This is a genomic window from Quadrisphaera granulorum (genome assembly GCF_003149145.1).
Taxonomy (GTDB): Bacteria; Actinomycetota; Actinomycetes; order Actinomycetales; family Quadrisphaeraceae; genus Quadrisphaera; species Quadrisphaera granulorum.
Genome location: NZ_QGDQ01000017.1, coordinates 1 through 16,153, shown reverse-complemented (window position 1 = coordinate 16,153; position 16,153 = coordinate 1). Strand labels below are relative to the sequence as shown.

The 16,153-nt window shown below is 71.5% G+C and carries 14 protein-coding genes and 2 pseudogenes; 8 read left to right on the top strand and 8 right to left on the bottom strand.

Going from position 1 to position 16,153, the window contains the following annotated elements; genetic code table 11:
• The first annotated feature begins 63 nt into the window (after positions 1-63).
• The 3 genes from BXY45_RS13545 to BXY45_RS13535 are packed head-to-tail and all read left to right on the top strand — an operon-like array spanning position 64 to position 4,927.
• Positions 64-2,169 (top strand): M13 family metallopeptidase, encoded by a 2,106-nt coding sequence (locus tag BXY45_RS13545; RefSeq protein ID WP_109775046.1) that lies wholly within the window; start codon positions 64-66, stop codon positions 2,167-2,169.
• On the top strand, positions 2,166-3,404 hold the full coding sequence (locus tag BXY45_RS13540) for an FO synthase (protein ID WP_211319556.1): 1,239 nt from the start codon (positions 2,166-2,168) through the stop codon (positions 3,402-3,404). Before BXY45_RS13545 ends, BXY45_RS13540 begins: the two co-directional genes overlap by 4 nt.
• A gap of 32 nt (positions 3,405-3,436) precedes the next feature.
• Positions 3,437-4,927, top strand: coding sequence for a flavin-containing monooxygenase (locus tag BXY45_RS13535; protein WP_245961806.1), 1,491 nt, complete (start codon positions 3,437-3,439; stop codon positions 4,925-4,927).
• A 107-nt stretch (positions 4,928-5,034) separates the two neighbouring features.
• Here BXY45_RS13535 and cofG read toward each other — a convergent pair.
• From cofG to BXY45_RS13510, 5 genes and pseudogenes are all read right to left on the bottom strand, one after another.
• A pseudogene (cofG, locus tag BXY45_RS13530) lies at positions 5,035-6,330 on the bottom strand (7,8-didemethyl-8-hydroxy-5-deazariboflavin synthase CofG); the annotation flags it as partial.
• A gap of 189 nt (positions 6,331-6,519) precedes the next feature.
• Positions 6,520-7,242 carry a substrate-binding periplasmic protein gene (locus BXY45_RS13525; protein WP_170131504.1) on the bottom strand — a complete coding sequence of 241 codons (723 nt, stop codon included), beginning with the start codon at positions 7,240-7,242 and terminating at the stop codon, positions 6,520-6,522.
• A 210-nt stretch (positions 7,243-7,452) separates the two neighbouring features.
• Positions 7,453-8,226, bottom strand: a complete 774-nt coding sequence (locus BXY45_RS13520) for an amino acid ABC transporter permease (protein WP_109775043.1) — start codon at positions 8,224-8,226, stop codon at positions 7,453-7,455.
• Positions 8,226-8,975, bottom strand: a complete 750-nt coding sequence (locus tag BXY45_RS13515; protein ID WP_109775102.1) for an ATP-binding cassette domain-containing protein — start codon at positions 8,973-8,975, stop codon at positions 8,226-8,228. Before BXY45_RS13515 ends, BXY45_RS13520 begins: the two co-directional genes overlap by 1 nt.
• Positions 8,976-9,043: 68 nt before the next feature.
• Complete coding sequence (locus BXY45_RS13510; protein ID WP_109775042.1) at positions 9,044-10,222, bottom strand: pyridoxal phosphate-dependent aminotransferase; 1,179 nt, start codon at positions 10,220-10,222, stop codon at positions 9,044-9,046.
• Positions 10,223-10,334: 112 nt separating this feature from the next.
• Here BXY45_RS13510 and BXY45_RS13505 point away from each other — a divergent pair, with 112 nt between their 5' ends.
• Positions 10,335-11,114: an HpcH/HpaI aldolase family protein gene (locus BXY45_RS13505; RefSeq protein WP_109775041.1), complete on the top strand. Its 780-nt coding sequence runs from the start codon at positions 10,335-10,337 to the stop codon at positions 11,112-11,114.
• 27 nt (positions 11,115-11,141) lie between these two features.
• Here the strand turns inward: BXY45_RS13505 and BXY45_RS13500 are convergent, their stop codons facing one another.
• Genes BXY45_RS13500 through BXY45_RS13490 form a run of 3 tightly spaced genes read right to left on the bottom strand, consistent with a single transcriptional unit; the run spans position 11,142 to position 13,446 of the window.
• A complete protein-coding gene (locus BXY45_RS13500) occupies positions 11,142-11,993 on the bottom strand; it encodes a TIGR03619 family F420-dependent LLM class oxidoreductase (RefSeq protein WP_170131503.1) in 852 nt (283 codons plus the stop codon).
• Positions 11,990-12,730, bottom strand: a complete 741-nt coding sequence (locus BXY45_RS13495) for an SDR family NAD(P)-dependent oxidoreductase (RefSeq protein WP_170131502.1) — start codon at positions 12,728-12,730, stop codon at positions 11,990-11,992. Before BXY45_RS13495 ends, BXY45_RS13500 begins: the two co-directional genes overlap by 4 nt.
• Positions 12,727-13,446: an SDR family NAD(P)-dependent oxidoreductase gene (locus tag BXY45_RS13490; protein WP_245961823.1), complete on the bottom strand. Its 720-nt coding sequence runs from the start codon at positions 13,444-13,446 to the stop codon at positions 12,727-12,729. The genes BXY45_RS13495 and BXY45_RS13490 overlap by 4 nt, the downstream gene beginning before the upstream one ends.
• Positions 13,447-13,604: 158 nt before the next feature.
• Here BXY45_RS13490 and BXY45_RS13485 point away from each other — a divergent pair, with 158 nt between their 5' ends.
• The 4 genes and pseudogenes from BXY45_RS13485 to BXY45_RS24730 all read left to right on the top strand — a co-directional run.
• Positions 13,605-14,633 carry an LLM class flavin-dependent oxidoreductase gene (locus tag BXY45_RS13485; protein ID WP_109775037.1) on the top strand — a complete coding sequence of 343 codons (1,029 nt, stop codon included), beginning with the start codon at positions 13,605-13,607 and terminating at the stop codon, positions 14,631-14,633.
• Complete coding sequence (locus BXY45_RS13480) at positions 14,630-15,415, top strand: LLM class flavin-dependent oxidoreductase (RefSeq protein WP_109775036.1); 786 nt, start codon at positions 14,630-14,632, stop codon at positions 15,413-15,415. Before BXY45_RS13485 ends, BXY45_RS13480 begins: the two co-directional genes overlap by 4 nt.
• Positions 15,412-16,047: an Lrp/AsnC family transcriptional regulator gene (locus BXY45_RS13475; RefSeq protein ID WP_109775035.1), complete on the top strand. Its 636-nt coding sequence runs from the start codon at positions 15,412-15,414 to the stop codon at positions 16,045-16,047. Before BXY45_RS13480 ends, BXY45_RS13475 begins: the two co-directional genes overlap by 4 nt.
• Positions 16,044-16,153 (top strand): annotated as a pseudogene (locus tag BXY45_RS24730) (F420-dependent glucose-6-phosphate dehydrogenase); the annotation flags it as partial. The gene BXY45_RS13475 and the pseudogene BXY45_RS24730, both read left to right, overlap by 4 nt.

Sequence of the window (16,153 nt, the reverse complement as noted above, 5' to 3'; positions counted from 1 at the left end):
ATCCTGCCTGCTCGTTGGCCGGGGCCTCCTGCGTCGCGGTCGTGGGAGTGGGGAGGATGGGGCATGGCCACCTCTGCGACGACGTCCCCGGCAGCCTCCGCAGCACCTCAGGCAGCAGCTCAGGCAGCAGAGCCCGCGACACGCTCGGGCCTCGACCTCGCCCACGTCGACACCTCCGTCCGTCCCCAGGACGACCTGTTCGGCCACATCAACGGCGGCTGGCTCGTCGCGCACGAGATCCCGGCGGACAGGTCGTCCGACGGCGCCTTCCGCGCCCTCTACGACGCCGCCGAGGAGCAGGTGCGCGCCATCGTCGAGGAGGCCGCCGCGAGCGCGCCCGTCGAGGTCAGCGGGCCGGCCTCGGGCGGTGCGCTGGGTCAGGTGGGACGGGCCTACCGCGCGTTCATGGACGTGGAGCGGGTCGAGGCGCTGGGCGCCACCCCGCTGGAGCCGCTGCTGGCGGAGGTGGCCGCTGTCCGGGACCGCTCCGCGCTGGCCGCGCTGCTGGGCACGTACCAGCGCGAGGGGCTCGCGGCGCTGGTGGCCGCCTACGTCTCGCCCGACGCGAAGGATTCCTCCCGCTACGTCGTCTACGCCGAGCAGGCCGGGTTGGGTCTGCCGGACGAGGCGTACTACCGCCTCGACGAGCACGCCGAGGTGCGGGGGAAGTACCTCGAGCACCTCGACAGGCTGTGCGCCCTCGCGGGCCTGGAGCCGCTGGGGGCCACCGTGCTCGACCTGGAGACCGCGCTGGCGGGCGTCAGCTGGGACAGGGTCTCCCGCCGCGACGCCCACAAGACGTACACGCTCATGACGTGGGAGGCGCTGGTGGCCAGCGCCCCCGGGTTCGACTGGGAGGCGTGGCGGTCGGCACTGCTGGACCTGTCCGACGACGACGGCGAGGGCGGCGGCAAGCCAACGAGCCGCCTGGACGGCGTCAGTGCGGACGCGCTGGCCGAGGTGGTGGTGCGGCAGCCGTCCTTCGTCACCGGGGCGGCGGCGCTGTTCGCGTCGCGGCCGCTGGAGCAGTGGCGCGCCTGGCTGGCGGTGCGCCTGGTGCGCGGGCTCGCGCCGTACCTGTCCGAGGCGCTGGTGGAAGAGCAGTTCGACTTCTCCGGCCGCACCCTGTCGGGCACCCCGCAGCTGCGCGAGCGGTGGCGCCGCGGGGTCTCCTTCGTCGAGGGGACGCTCGGGGAGGCCATCGGCCAGCTCTACGTGGAGCGGCACTTCCCGCCGCGGTCCAAGGAGCGCATGGTAGAGCTGGTCGCCAACCTCGTGGAGGCCTACCGCCGCTCCATCTCCACGCTGGACTGGATGGGTCCGGAGACCCGCGAGAAGGCGCTCGCCAAGCTGGCGGCGTTCACCCCGAAGATCGGCTATCCCGACCGCTGGAAGGACTACTCCTCCCTGGCGGTGGACGGCGAGGACCTCGTCGGCACCGTGCGGCGCACCGGTGAGTGGGAGACGGCCTTTGAGCTCGCCAAGATCGGGCAGCCGATCGACAGGTCGGAGTGGCTCATGACGCCGCAGACGGTCAACGCGTACTACCACCCGGTGATGAACGAGATCGTCTTCCCCGCGGCGATCCTCCAGCCGCCGTTCTTCGACGCCGACGCCGACGACGCCGCCAACTACGGCGGCATCGGCGCGGTGATCGGCCACGAGATCGGCCACGGCTTCGACGACCAGGGCTCCAAGTACGACGGCTCGGGCAACCTCGTCGACTGGTGGCAGCCGTCCGACCGCGAGGAGTTCGAGCGGCGCGCGGGCGCCCTCATCGCGCAGTACGCGGCGCTCTCACCGCGCGAAGCCCCCGACGCGAAGGTCAACGGCGAGCTTACCGTCGGCGAGAACATCGGCGACCTCGGCGGCCTGACCATCGCGCTCAAGGCGTACCGGATCGCCCTGGAGAACGCGGGGCTGGAGGAGGGGCCCGAGCTCGACGGGTTCACTGCCATCCAGCGGGTGCTCATCGGGTGGGCGCAGGTGTGGCGCACCAAGACCCGCGAGGCCGAGGTCCGCCGGCGCCTCGCCATCGACCCGCACTCCCCCGCTGACCTGCGCTGCAACGCCGTCGTCACCAACCTCGACGCCTTCCACGAGGCGTTCGGGGTGGTCGAGGGAGACGGGCTGTTCACGCCGCGCGAGCAGCGGGTGCGCATCTGGTGAGCCCTCGGCACCCCACCGGCCGAGTGCGCGCCCGGCGGGCGGTGCGCTCTCCCGAGGAGCTGCTCGCCTTCGCCATCGTCGACGCGTCCTCCCTGAGCGACGACGACTGGGCCCAGCTCCTGGCGATCGACGAGCCGTACCTCGACGCGCTGTGCGGCCTCGCCGATGCGCGTCGCGCGAACGTCCTCGCGGCAGCCAGCGGTCATGACGCCCCTGACAAGGGCGGCGCCGACGGCGACCTGACGTTCGTCGTCAACCGCAACCTCACGACGGCGGCGGTGGCCGGCCCGCCGGGTTCACCCCAGGCGGAGCTGCGCGACGCCCTCGTCGACGAAGCGGTCGCCCTGGGCGCGACGGAGCTGTGCGTGCAGGGCCCGCTGCCGCCGTCGGCGGCGGCCGGCGAGGGCCAGGACGACGGCTACCTCGACCTCGTGCGCGCCCTCCACGAGCGGGCTCCGCAGCTGCACCTGCACGCGTTCCGGCCCGCCGAGGTGCTCGACGCCGCGACCCGCTCGGGCCGCACGCCGCGGGAGTGGCTGACCGCTGCCCGCGACGCCGGGCTGGGCTCGGTGCCGGGCACGGGCGCGCGGATCCTCGACGACGCGCTGCGCCCGCGCCTCGCACCGCCGGGCGCCCCGGACCTCACGTTGCAGCAGTGGGTCGACCTCATCACCACCGCGCACGAGGTGGGCCTGCGCTCCACGGCCACCCTCGTCTACGGGCACCTGGAGACGCACGCGCAGCAGGTGGCGCACCTGCGGCGCCTCCAGGAGGTGCAGCGCCGCACGGGCGGGTTCACCGAGTTCATCGCCATGCCGTGGACGCCCGCGCTGACCGCTCCCCTCCCCGACCTGCTGCCCGCGGGTCTGCCACGCCGCCGGCCGGGCCCGTCGGAGCGCGAGACGCGCGCGCTGCACGCCGTCGCCCGGCTGCTCCTCGGCAGCGGCAGCGACCGGGTCACCGGCAGCATCGACCACGTGCAGGTCGCGTGGACCAAGCTCGGCGGGGGCACGTCCCCACTGGTCGAGCAGCTGCTGACCGGCGGCGCCGACGACCTCGGCGGGCTGCTCCTCGACGGCACGGTCGCCCCCGACGCGGGCGCGGAAGCGGGGACGCAGCTGACCGCGGCCGACGTCGTCGTCGTCGCCGAGAAGCTGGGACGCACGCCCCGTCAGCGGACCACCACCTACGCCGACGTCCCGCCCGACCAGCGCCTCCCCCTCCCCCCTCCGTGATCATGGGAAGTCGGCCACCTCGGGAGCAGCTGGTGGTCGACGTCGCCGTCATCGGCGCCGGGGTCGCGGGCCTGGCGACGGCCATCCAGCTGAAGCGGCGCGGGCGCGAGTCGTTCGTGGTGCTCGAACGCGGCGACGACGTCGGCGGCACCTGGCGCGACAACACCTACCCGGGCGTCGCGTGCGATGTGCCCGCGCCGCTGTACGCCTACAGCTTCCGCCCGCAGCCGGCGTGGACGCACCGCTACGCGCGCGGCGCCCAGGTGCAGGAATACCTGCGCACCAGCACCCGCGAGGAGGGCCTGGCGCCGCACGTGCGGCTCCGCACCGACGTGCTCGACGCCTCCTGGGAATCCGACGACGACGGCGGTGTCGACGCAGGTGGCCGCTGGCACGTGACGGCCGCGACGCCCGACGGGGTCCTGCGGGTGCGCGCGCGGGTGCTGGTCACGGCGGTGGGCCGGTTCGGCGCGCCGCACACGCCCGAGGTCGCGGGGCTGGACGGCTTCTCCGGGCCGGTGGTGCACACGGGACGCTGGGACGCGCGGCTCGACCTGCGCGGGCTGCGTGTCGGTGTGGTGGGCACCGGGGCGTCGGCGGTGCAGGTGGTGCCGGCGCTCGCCGGGGTGGCGGAGCAGGTGGTGGTGTTCCAGAGGACGGCGCCGTGGATCGTGCCGCGAGGTGATGCCGAAGTGGCGCCCGGCGAGCGGTCAGCGCTGGAGCGGGACCCCGCTGCCGTCGCCGCTCTGCGAGCCGGCCTGCTGGCCGAGCTCGACGCGGGCATCGCCGCGCGCCGTCGTCATCGGCCGGCGCTGGAGGCGCTGCGGGCCAGGGCGCGGGAGCACCTGGCCGCGCAGGTGCCGGACGGGCCGCTGCGCCGCGCGCTGACCCCGGCGTACGAGGTGGGCTGCAAGCGCGTGCTGCTCTCCGACGACTACTACCCCACGCTGCTGCGCTCCGACGTAGCGCTGGAGCCGAGCGCGCTGGCTCGTGTGGAGGGGAGCACCGCGGTGGCGGGGTCCGGAGCGCGGCACGAGCTCGACGCCCTCGTGCTGGCCACGGGCTTCACGACGTCGACGCCGCCGATCGCGGCACGGCTGCACGGCCGCAGCGGCCTGGCCCTGGCGCAACGGTGGGCCGGCGGGATGACGGCGTACGCATCGACGGCAGTGCCGGGCTTCCCCAACCTCTTCCTGCTCGGCGGCCCGCACGCCGTGCTGGGGCACTCCTCGGCGATCGACGTGCTGGAGGCGCAGGTCGAGCACGTGCTCGGGGCGCTGGAGCACCTGCGGCGACACGGGCCGGGTGCTCGGCCGCTGGAAGTCGGTGAGGCGGCAGAGGCGGCGTACCTGCGCGAGGTCGACGCCCTGGCCGCCGACACGGTGTGGGACGACGGCGGCTGCACGAGCTGGTACCGCGACGAGCGCAGCGGGCGGCTGGCGCTGCTGTGGCCCGCGTCGGCAGCGGAGTTCCGGGCCCGCAACGCGCGCTTCGACCCCGCTGCCTACGGCGCCGCCAGCTGACCCTCACCGTGACGGTGGCCAACTGCCCATGATCACCGCACCCAGACCGCCGTGATCATGGACTTCCGCCACCCTGCCCCGCCCCGCCCTGCCCTGCGTCAGGCGGCGGGCCGGCGGGGCGCGAGACCGACCGGACGGCGTCCCTGAACCGCGAGCCCGTCCGGCCCGGCCAGCGCCGCAACGGCAGGCGCGACCGCCGGGTCGAGCCACCGCTGCGCGTCGAGCGCGTGCTCCGGCTGCAGCGCCAGGCGCTCGCGAAGCTCGAACCCGGACTTTGCCGACCAGCGGGCGAGGTCGGCCAAGTGCGGCCACGGCCGCTCGGGGTTGACGTGGTCGGGGGTGAGCGGGCTGACGCCGCCCCAGTCGTCGACGCCGGCGCGCAGCAGCAGCGCCAGCTCCGCCCCGTCGTCGTCGGTGGCCGACAGGTTGGGCGGCGCCTGCACACGGAGGTCCGGTCCCAGCAGGAGCCTGGCGACGGCGAGCGCGGCCGCGTACTCCTGCAGCGCGAGGTCGGGCTCACCGCGCATCGCGGTGCGCGGCTTGGCGCGGAAGTTCTGCACGATCACCTCGCGCACGTGGCCGTGCCGCCGCGCGACGTCGGCGATGGCCAGCAGTGACTCGATGCGGTCGGCGGGCGTCTCGCCGATGCCCAGCAGCACCCCGGTGGTGAAGGGGACGACGGCGACGCCGGCGTCCTCGAGAACCTGGAGCCGGACCGCCGGGTCCTTGTCGGGACTGCCAAAGTGAACCGCGCCGCGGCGCTCGAAGAGTTCGCGGCTGGTGGTCTCGAGCATCATCCCCATCGACGCGGCGACCGGGCGCAGGTCGGCGAGCTCGTCGGCGGTCATCACGCCCGGGTTGAGGTGCGGGAGCATCCCCGTCTCCTCGCGCACGAGGACGGCGAGGTGGCGCACGTAGTCCAGCGTCGAGGCGAACCCGTGCGCCTCGAGCCACTGCCGGGCCTCCGGCCAGCGAGCCTCGGGCCGGTCGCCGAGGGTGAAGAGCGCCTCCTTGCACTCCAGTGCGGCGCCGTCGCGGGTCAGCGCGAGCACCTCGTCCTCGGTCATGAAAGGCGTACGGCCGGCGCGGGCCAGCTGGAGCGGCGTGTCGACGAAGGTGCAGTAGTGGCACCGGTCGCGGCACAGCGTGGTGATCGGCACGAACACCTTGCGCGAGTACGTCACGACGCCGGGGCGACCAGCGGCGGCCAGGCCTGCGTCGCGCACCGCGGAGGCGACGCGCAGCAACCTGTCGAGCGGGTCGCCGTCGCAGAGCCCACGGGCTGCCAGCAGCGCCTCGGCCTCACGCGGGTCGAGCGGACCGCCAGCCTCGGCGACCCGCAGGGCGGCCTCGACGGCGTGGCCGCTCGGCGGTGAAGTCGGGCCAGGGAGGGCGGTGCTCACCGCACGAGGCTAAGTCGGTGACGTGGGTCAGCCATGCGCGGGCCTTGCTGCGATGCCGGGGTCAAGGTTGGCCCCCCCGGTACACCGCACGGCCCGCAGCTGCCGCGCTCGCCTGAAGGGTCGCGGCAGCGCTCGTGCCGGCGGGACCGTCCCGCCGGCACGAGCGCTGCCGAGTTGGGCTGACGTTGGTCAGCAGCCCGCAGGCATCTGCGGGAAGTCAGCTGCGGGCACCTCGAAGTTCTTCTCGTACAGCTCAGCGAGCTTCCCGCTGCTCTGGGCCTCGCAGAGGTAGGAGTTGAGTGCGGTGACCAGCGCGGTCTTGCCCTTCTGCACACCCCAGGAGCCGTAGCCGATGTCGAGCGGCTCGGGCAGGTCGGCCTTCATGATCTGTCCCGGGTTGGCCTTGGAGTACTGGGCGAGGATGTAGTCCTCGACGACCGAGCCCTGGGCGCGCCCGGTGGCGACCTGCAGCAGTGCGGCGTTCTGGTCGGGGAACCCGGTGACGGTGGCCTTCGGGAAGGTCGTCTGCGCCAGCTTCTCGCCCGAGCTGCCCTGCAGCGCGGTGATGACGGTGCCCGCTGCGTTGACCGAATCGATGCTGGTCACCGAGGTGTCACCGTCCTTCACCGCGAGGACGGAGGTGTAGGGCACGTAGGCGCGGGAGAAGTCGATGACCTGCTTGCGCTCGTCGGTAGCTGTGAGACCGACGGACACCATGTCGAACTGCTTGCTCTGCAGGCCGGGGATCAGTCCGTTGAAGTCGAGGTTCTTGATCTCCAGCTTGACGCCCATCTGCTTCGCGAGGTCGTTGAGGAGGTCGACGTCGTAGCCGGCGGGCTGGTTGTTGCTGTCGAGATACATCTCCGGCGGGAACTGGAGGTTCATGCCGACGACGAGGGTGCCTGGGGTCATCAGCCCCAGGTCATCGCCGGTGGCGGTCGAGGCGCTCGAGGTGTCATCAGTCGTCGATGCAGAGTTCGTGGACCCGCCGCAACCAGCGAGCGCTGCTACAAGGGCAAGGGCTGTGCCGACGACAGCAGTCCGCCGGGGCATGCGGGAGCTCAGAGTGCGCACGGGAGTGCCTTTCGGGAGAGGGGTGGGGGGAGGGCGGGGCGGCAGGAGTCAGACAGCGGCGGGAGTGAGCGGCTCGTCAGGCTCGCGGGAGTGGGCAGCGATGAGCCGCTCGACGCGGGCCCGCTTTCGGGCCCTCAGAGCCCGTGCCAACCGTCCCTGCGGTGGGCTGGTCATGAGGTTCTCGACGAGCCGGAAGCCGAAGTCGATGACGAAGGCTGCGAGCACGTAGATCGCGGCAGCCGCGGTGTAGAGGACGAACGGCTGGAACGTGGTGCTCACGAGGTTCTGCGTGACGCGCACGACTTCGAGCAGGCCGATCACGGTGAAGGTAGAGGTGTCCTTGACCATGCCGATGAACATGCTGCCGATGTTCGGCAGTGCGATCTTGCCCGCCTGGGGCAGCGTCACGGAGAAGAAGACCCGGCTCGGATGCAGGCCAAGAGCCTGGCCGGCCTCCTTGAGCCCCGGTGGCACCGCGCTGAGGGCCGAGCGGAAGATCTCGGCCAGGAACGCGCTGTAGAGCAGCGTCAAGGCGATCACACCGGCCTGGAACACGGTGAAGGTCAAACCGAACGCGAGCGAAACACCGAAGTAGACCCAAATCACGCTCACCAGCGCGGGAACGCCTCGAAAGATGTTGATGTAGCCGGCGGCGATCCAGCTCAGCGGTGTGCTGGAAGTTCGTAGTAGTGCGAGCACCAGACCGAGAGCCACGGACAGCGCCAGTGCAGTAGCGGAGACCTGGACGGCCACCACCAAGCCGTCCAGGAGAAGCTGCCTGCTGTCCCAGACGAGAGACCAGTCGAGGGTGGGGCCGTCCATCACCTCACCGCCTGGAGGAAGTCGCGAGCGCGCTGACTACGACACTCGTCGTAGAACTCTCGGCCACCGGTCTCGACGACCTTCCCGTGCTCGAGGAAGACGTTGAGGTCACCGACCTCTCGGGCGAAGCCGATCTCATGAGTAACGACGATCATGGTCATGCCGGTCTCGGCGACGAGGCGCATCGTGCGGAGCACCTCCCCCACCAGCTCTGGGTCGAGGGCTGACGTCGGCTCGTCGAAGAGCATCACTTGCGGGTCCAGTGCGAGGGCACGGGCGATGGCGACCCGCTGCTGCTGCCCTCCCGACAGCTGGTTGGGGTAGTGACCTGCCCGTGCGATCAGGCCGACGCGACGCAGCTCGACGGCCGCGCGCTCCTCCGCGTCGCGGCGGCTCATCCTGCGCACCGAACGCAGCGGCAGCACGATGTTGTCCAGCGCGCTCAAGTGCCCGAAGAGGTTGAACTGCTGGAAGACCATGCCGACGGTGCGACGCAGCTGCAAGGCGGTGCCCCGGGGGGCTCCTGCGAACAGCCCCGAGGATCGCGGCGTCGCGTGCTCGCGACCGTCCACCACCAGGGACCCAGCGCTGGGGCGCTCGAGGAGGTTGATGCTGCGCAGGACCGTCGACTTGCCGGACCCAGACGGGCCCAGGAGAACAACGTGCTCGCCGGGGTGGACATCCAGGTCGATTCCCGAGAGCACCTCGACCGAGCCGAACGACTTGCGCAGACCCTCGATGGAAACGATGGGCACTCGCCGCCCCACCCCGGAGGCCGCAAATGGTGCGGCAACTGACTCGGGCTCTGTCACGGTGGTCACCGGTTCCCTCCGGAGGTGGCCTCGTACCAGTCGAGGAACCGGTCCAGGCCTGTGGACAGCTGCTGGGCGGAGGAGGCGAGGGAGAGCCGCAGGTGGCTCCGCGCCGTGTCTCCGAAGGCGGTTCCCGGGGCCAGCGCCACCCCTCGGTGAACCAGGTCGAGAGCAGCGAGGCGAGAGTCTGCACCCGCGACCAGGGGGAGCATGAGATAGAAGGCACCGGCTGGTGCCTCCACGGTCAGCCCCGCGGAGCGCAGACGGTCGACGACGAGATCGCGGCGCTCCCGATAGGTGCTCACCATGCGTCCGACGACGTCCTGCGGCCCTTCGAGCGCTGCGAGAGCCGAAGCCTGAGCGGCTGCGGAGATCGACGACAGGAGTGGCTCCTGGACCCGCGCGACGGTGGGGACCAGCCACGACGGGCCAGTGAGGTACCCGACCCGGGACCCGGTCATCGCGTACGTCTTGGAGAAGCTGAAGACGCTGACCACCGACTCCGGGGCCATCGCAGCCGCGTTGGCGTGCACACCATCGAAGATGATCTGGTCGTAGACCTCGTCAGCGATCACCACGAGGTCGCGCTCGACGGCGATCTCCACCAGCGCACGTACCAGGCCAGGCTCCAGGACCGCTCCCGTGGGGTTGGAGGGGGAGTTGATGACGAGCACCCTGGTCCGGTCCGTGACCAGCGAGGCCACCTCAAGCGGGTCCGGGCGGAAGCTGCGCTCGGGACGCAGCGGGTATCGCACCGGGCGGGCGCCGAGCAGCAGAGCCTGCATCTCGTAGTTGGGCCAGGCGGGATCAGGGACGAGGACCTCGTCGCCTGGCTCCAGCAGCACCGTCATCACCGCGGCGAGCCCCTGGACCGCCCCCTGGCTGATGACGACGGAGTCGGGGTCGTCATTGAGCCCGTAGTGCTGATGTAGGCGCCCCGCGACGGCTGTACGCAGCGCGGGGATCCCCGCGCTCGGGGTGTAGCGGTTGTGCGTGGCGAGCGTCAGATCACCAGCTGCCACGACATGACGTGGAGTGGCGAAGTCGGGTTCCCCGATCTCGAGGTGCACCACGTCCTCGCGTCCGTAGGCGAGCATCACGATCTCTCGGATCCCCGACCCTGGCACCGAGGCTGCGCCTGCGGCGATCCGGGGCGGTGACGCGCTCGGAGCTGGTGCGGACATGTCGGTGACGCTAGGAGAGCCTTGTTTCCTGGAAGGTTCTACGCGTTACAAGATGGCTACACGCAAGCCTGAAGCGCTAAGTGGCCTTTCGATTGAGCAGTATCTTCGAAGCATGGCTTTGCATCCCTCCTCCCCGAACATCGGCCTGTGGAGCAGCCTGGCCTCGGCGGCCACCGCACGGTTACTGGTGTCGGTCCGACCCGACTGGGTCACCCTGGACGCCCAGCACGGCGCCTGGACCGCGGCGTCGGTGAGCGACGTGCTGCCGGCTTTAGCGGCGGCCTCGACCGGCGATGTTCCGGTGTGGGTGCGAGTGCCGGATGACCGGCCCGCCACGATTGGCCGCGCCCTGGACGCTGGCGCAGCTGGCGTGATCGTGCCCATGATCGACACTCCCGAGCAGGCCGCAGCAGCGGCAGCGGCCTGCCGCTACCCGCCGCGGGGCCGGCGAAGCTTCGGGCCGATGCTGCCACTGGTCGGCCGAACCGCCCCGATGCCCGCTGATGCCGACGACGCCGTGCGCTGTGCGGTGATGGTGGAGACCGCCGCCGCGCTGGAGCGCGTCGACGACATCGCGGCGGCACCCGGCGTGGACATGGTCTTCCTGGGGCCCTTCGACCTCGGCCTGGCCCTGAACCGCAGCGTGGACGACCTGCTGACCGACGGGGACGATCTCGCTCCTCTGCCCTCGGTGGTGCGCGCCTGCCGCAGGGCCGACGTCCGGGCCGGCGGCTTTGCGGGGACGCCGGCCAGGGCTCGCCGGATGGTCGAGCTCGGCTTCACCGACGTGGTGGTGGCCACGGATGCCGGCCTTCTCTCCGGTGGAGCCGAGGCAGCACTCGACGCGTTCACCAGGGCTCCGGCGCCGGACCGGGCTATCGACGGCTACTGAGGCTGCCCAGGGCGCACGTCGGCCTTGTCAGGCAGAGCGCAGCAGCCCGTAGTCGCCCGCGGGATCGCCCGCGGGGTTGACGTCGACCACGACCTCGTCGACGCCCGCCGCCACCAGATCGGACAGGTGGGCCGCCACCTGCTCCAGTCGCCCCAGGGAGTCGGCGACGCGCAGTACGACGCGCAGGGAGCTGGCGTCGCGCCCCGCAGCCTGCGCGGCACTGCGCATCCTCGCCGCGTCGTGAGCGATGGCATCGGGATCCAGGTCAGCCGCAGCCTGCTGCGCCAGCCACCCGTCGCCGATGACACCCGCGCGCCGCAGGGCGGCAGGCGAGTGGCCACCGACCAGCACGGGAAGCCCACAAGCCCCACCCACGGGACGAGGAAGAACCAGAAGCCCTTCATGGCGGCCGCTCCAGCAAGACCGCAACACCCCGATGACCTCCGCCATCCGCGGGCCGCGGTCCTCGAAGGAGGCGCCCAGCGCCGCGAACTCCTCGGCCAGCCAGCCGGCACCGACACCCAGCACGAGCCTGCCTCCCGACAGGGCATCCAGCGTGGCCGCCTGCTTGGCAAGGAGCACAGGCTGACGCTGCGGAAGCACGAGCACAGCCGTGCCCAGTGCGACGCGCGAGGTCACGGCCGCCGCAGCAGTCAAGGTGAGGAGCGCCTCCAGGTAGTCGAGGTCGGTCGACCAGCGGGCCACCCCATCGCTGGAGAATGGATACGTCGAGGCGACCCGCTCCGGCAGGACAACATGGTCACTCACCCACAGCGAGTCGAAACCGGCCTCTTCCAGAGCTATGGCGGCGGAGCGGACGGCTGCCCCGTTGGCGCTGCTGCCGGTGTGCGGAAGCTTCGCACCGATGCGCAGGCTCATCCCGCCGCCAACCATCCGCCGTCGACTGGCAGACAGGCGCCCGTGATGTACCCGGCCTCTGGAGAGGTCAGGAAGGCAACCGCCGCAGCGATGTCCTCAGGGCGCCCAGGACGCCGCATGGGCACCCTGGCGAGGAGCGCCTCCCTGCGCTCGGGATCGCCCAGCGAGGCCGCCGACATCGCGGTGTCCGTCACACCTGGAGCGACGACGTTGACCGTGATGCCATCGGGGGCCCAGTCCACGGCGAGCGCTTTGGCGAGCATGAGGACCGCGCCCTTGGACGTGGCATAGGCAGCTCCTCCCGGCAGCGCACGGAAGGAGGTGACCGAACCGACGAGGACGACGCTGCCACCACCCTCCTGGGCGCGCATGGCCCGCGCCGCCGCAGTGGCCACATCGAAGGAACCCAGCACGTTGACGGCCAGGACGTCGCGCACGGTCCCGGTGGGCATCTCGTGCGCGGGCGCGGTGCGCTCGACACCGGCGCAGGCGACCACCGCGTCGAGTCGGCCGAAGGCTGCCAGCGCCGCACCGACAGCGGCCTCGCCCGCCCCCTCGGTGGCGACGTCGACGGCGACGGCGATCGCACGTCCTGGACCGCCGAGCTCCTCGGCAACGGCGGCGGCCGCACTGCCGTCGCGATCAGCGCACATGATGCGATCGCCCCGCACCGACAGACGGCGGGCGACGGCGGCGCCGATGCCCGCTCCGGCGCCGGTGACCAGAGACACCCTCACGCCAACCACCCCCCGTCGGCGACGACCAGCTGTCCGGTGACGTAGGAGGCCTGGGGCGAGCTGAGCCACGCCACCACCTCCGCCACCTCCGAGACCCCGCCCAGTCGACCGAGGGGGATGCGCGACTGAACCATCCTCGAGAGTGCTGCATCGTCGGCGCCGAGCGCTCGCATCAAAGGGGTGTCCATCGTGCCGGGAGCGACCCCATTCACCCGCACCCCGTGAGGTCCGAGCTCGCGCGCAGCGGCCTGGGTGAGCATCTTCACGGCACCTTTGGACGCGTCGTAAGCCAGCATCGGCGTCGAGGAGGCGGTGAAGGCAGATGTGGACGCCACGGTGACGATGCTGCCCTCACCGCGTGGAGCCATGACGGCTGCGGCTGCCTGGAGCAGCAGGAACGTGCCGCGCACGTTGACGGCCAGCGTCAGGTCAAGGTCGGCCAGCGCGGCGTCAGCGTCGCGAGCGTCGAGGGTAAGGGCGGCCGTTCGGCGGGCCACGCCGGCGCAGGCAACGGCGGTGGTGAGCCGGCGTGCCGCCGAGCAGGTGTCGGCCGCGGTGACGGCGGCACGCACGGCGGCAGCGTCGGTGACGTCAAGCTCGACTGCCACTGCCGAGCCTGCGTGCATTTCAACAAGCCGCACAGTCTCGGCAAGTCCGACGCCGTCGCGATCGGCGGCGACAACCATGTCACCGCGAGCGGCGAGGCGCAGGCACACCGCACGCCCAAGGCCACTCGCGGCGCCGGTGACGATCGCCACGCCAGACTGTTCTGAATCGTGCACGTGCTCATAGAACCCCGCCTGCACTACGCAAATGTAAAGTCAACAGCTGTACATGACTCACAAATGAAACACGGAGATCCTACGGTGCCTTCATGAGGTTCGGTGTCGGGCTCTACTGCCTGCAGTCCACGGCGAGCACCCCCCGGCACCCCTCCGTGCCCTACCGGGAGCTCCTGGAGGACGCCCCCTCACTGGAGGCGTGGGGCTACGACGGGCTGTGGCTCTCCGAGCACCATTTCTTTTACGACGGCTACTGCCCGGCGCTGCTGCCGGTGGCGGCGGCCGCGCTCGCCGTCACCACGCGACTGCGCGTCGGCACCGGGATGATGCTCCTCCCCCTGCAAGAGCCGGCTCGGGTCGCCCGGCTCGCCGCTGATGTGGCGGCGCGCTCTGGCGGACGCCTCGACGTAGGCGTGGGCCTCGGCTACCGCGACGTCGAGTTCGACGGCAAGGGGATCCGGCGCCAGGACCGCGTCGCCCGCCACCGCGACGGGCTTGTCGAGTTGGAGCGCTGGGCGGTGCCCGCCGGCGCGACGGTGTGGAACGGCTCCGCGACCTCCAAGGGCGTCGCACGTGCAGCTGCTCGAGGTCAGGGCGTGCTGCTCTCGGGAGCCAACCCCCTGAGCCTGGTCACGGACCTCGCTGCCGCCCACCGCCAGGGCTGGGAGGATGCCGGAAGGCCCGTTCCACCATCAGGCGCCAGGCCACGAGTGTCCGCACTCCGTAACGTCTGGCTGACGGACTCACCGTCGGAGCGCCTCGCGGTATTGGACTGGCAGCGGGCGAGCTACGTGCTCTACGCGGGCCTGGGCTGGAGCGTGGCGGAGCAGGGCTCCACCGAGGCGATGGACTTCCGCACGAACCTCGACAAGGCCGTCGCCCAGGCCGTCGACACCTCGATCGTGGGGCCCGCGGAAGTAGTCCTCGACGGCCTGCGCGAGGTACACGAGTCAGGCGTCGACGACGTCGTGCTCCGCGTCATCGTCGAAGGCGCCCCGAGGGACGCGGTGCACAGGATGCTGCAACGCTTCGCCGCAGAGGTCATGCCGGAGCTGGCCCCCCTCGAACACAGCCCTTCGTCGTCGCCCCTGATGCCGTCTGCCGCGGAGGTGACCCCATGAGAATCGGCGCGATCCTGCACGAACCTACTGACGTGCAGGCGGCCGCTGACGCCGGTCTCTTCGCCCTGCTGCTCGAGCCGCCAGCGCGACCTGATCCCGCTGATACGGGGTGCATCGCTGCCGCCGAGGTGGCCTCCCGCACTCGCGACTGCCGCGTCGTGGTCCGGCTCCTGCTGGGCACCGAGCATCCCGTCACCCTCGCTGAGGAGGTCGCCGTGCTGGACCACCTCTCCAAGGGGCGGGTGGTCGTCCTCGTCGATCCTGGTGAGCTCGACGACGCCGCCGCCGCGGAGGACATCGGTTTGCTACGGGCGTGCTGGTCAGGGCGCCCTGTACGCCACACCGGCGCCCGTTGGACAGTGCCGAGCGGGATCATGGCCGAAGCCCTCGGGCCGGCTGCCCCCAAGACGCTCGCGGTGACCCCTTGCCCAGCCCAGGTCGACCTGCCGGTGTGGACGAGCCGCGCGGTCGATGGCAGCGACGCCCCCGTGCTCGCCGAGAGGATCGAGGAGGTCGACGCCAGGGCGCAGGTGGCGGTGGGTGTCGCCGAAGTGACCGGCAACCTAGAGCAGGACCGCGAGCTCGTACGCTCCTGGGCGGACGCCGGTGCCACGCACCTGCTACTGAAAGTGCCGACGCCTCAAAGCCGTCCGACGTTCGAGCGGGGCTTCTTCACCGGCTACATCGCTCGCCATCTCCAGCCAGAGGTCTCGATGCCCGCATTCCCGAGGATCATGGCTGAGTCCGCACTGCCTGCCATCCTGCGAGGAGCACGTCGATGAGCACGCCTCCACCGCCCTCGCGTCGGGGTGGTCGCTCGCGTCGCCACGACGCAGCCCCTCCGGGCCGCCGGGGCTCGATGGCAGGTCTGGCCGGGTTCATCGAGCGGCAGGGGCCTCCCGTCCCCCTCGACGACATCGACCGCGAGCTGGTGCGCAGGCTCGCTGCAGACCCGCGGGCATCCCAGCGGCAGCTGGCCCGCGAGATCAACATGTCCGGTCCAGCCGTCGGTGAGCGCATCGCGCGGTTGGAGAGGTCCGGAGTCATCCGCGGCTACACCGTCTCCGTGGACTGGGCAGCGCTCGGCTTCCCGGTGCTGGTGCACATCCCCATGATCGTCGCGCCGGGCGCAGACCTCACCCAGATTCTCACCGACCTGCACGACATCCCCGAGCTCGACGAACTCATCGCCGTGACCGGCACCTACGACCTCATCGCCAGGTTCCGCCTGCGCGACCACGCCCACCTCCAGCAGCTGCTGCTGGAGGACCTGTGGCCGATCGACGGTCTGCAGCGCATCGAGACCTTCCTCTCCCTGGGCGAGGTCACGAGTACCAGCCTGCTCGACCGTCTGCTGGGCCCTGCCCAGCGCCAGGAACCGACGGACCTAGGCGAAGCGGAGACGGGCGCATGAGCACTCCGAGCCGTGAGCTGAAGCTGGGCTACAAGGCCTCCGCCGAGCAGTTCGACCCCGCCCAGCTAGCCGACTACGCCATCCACGCCGAAGAAGCCGGCCTGGA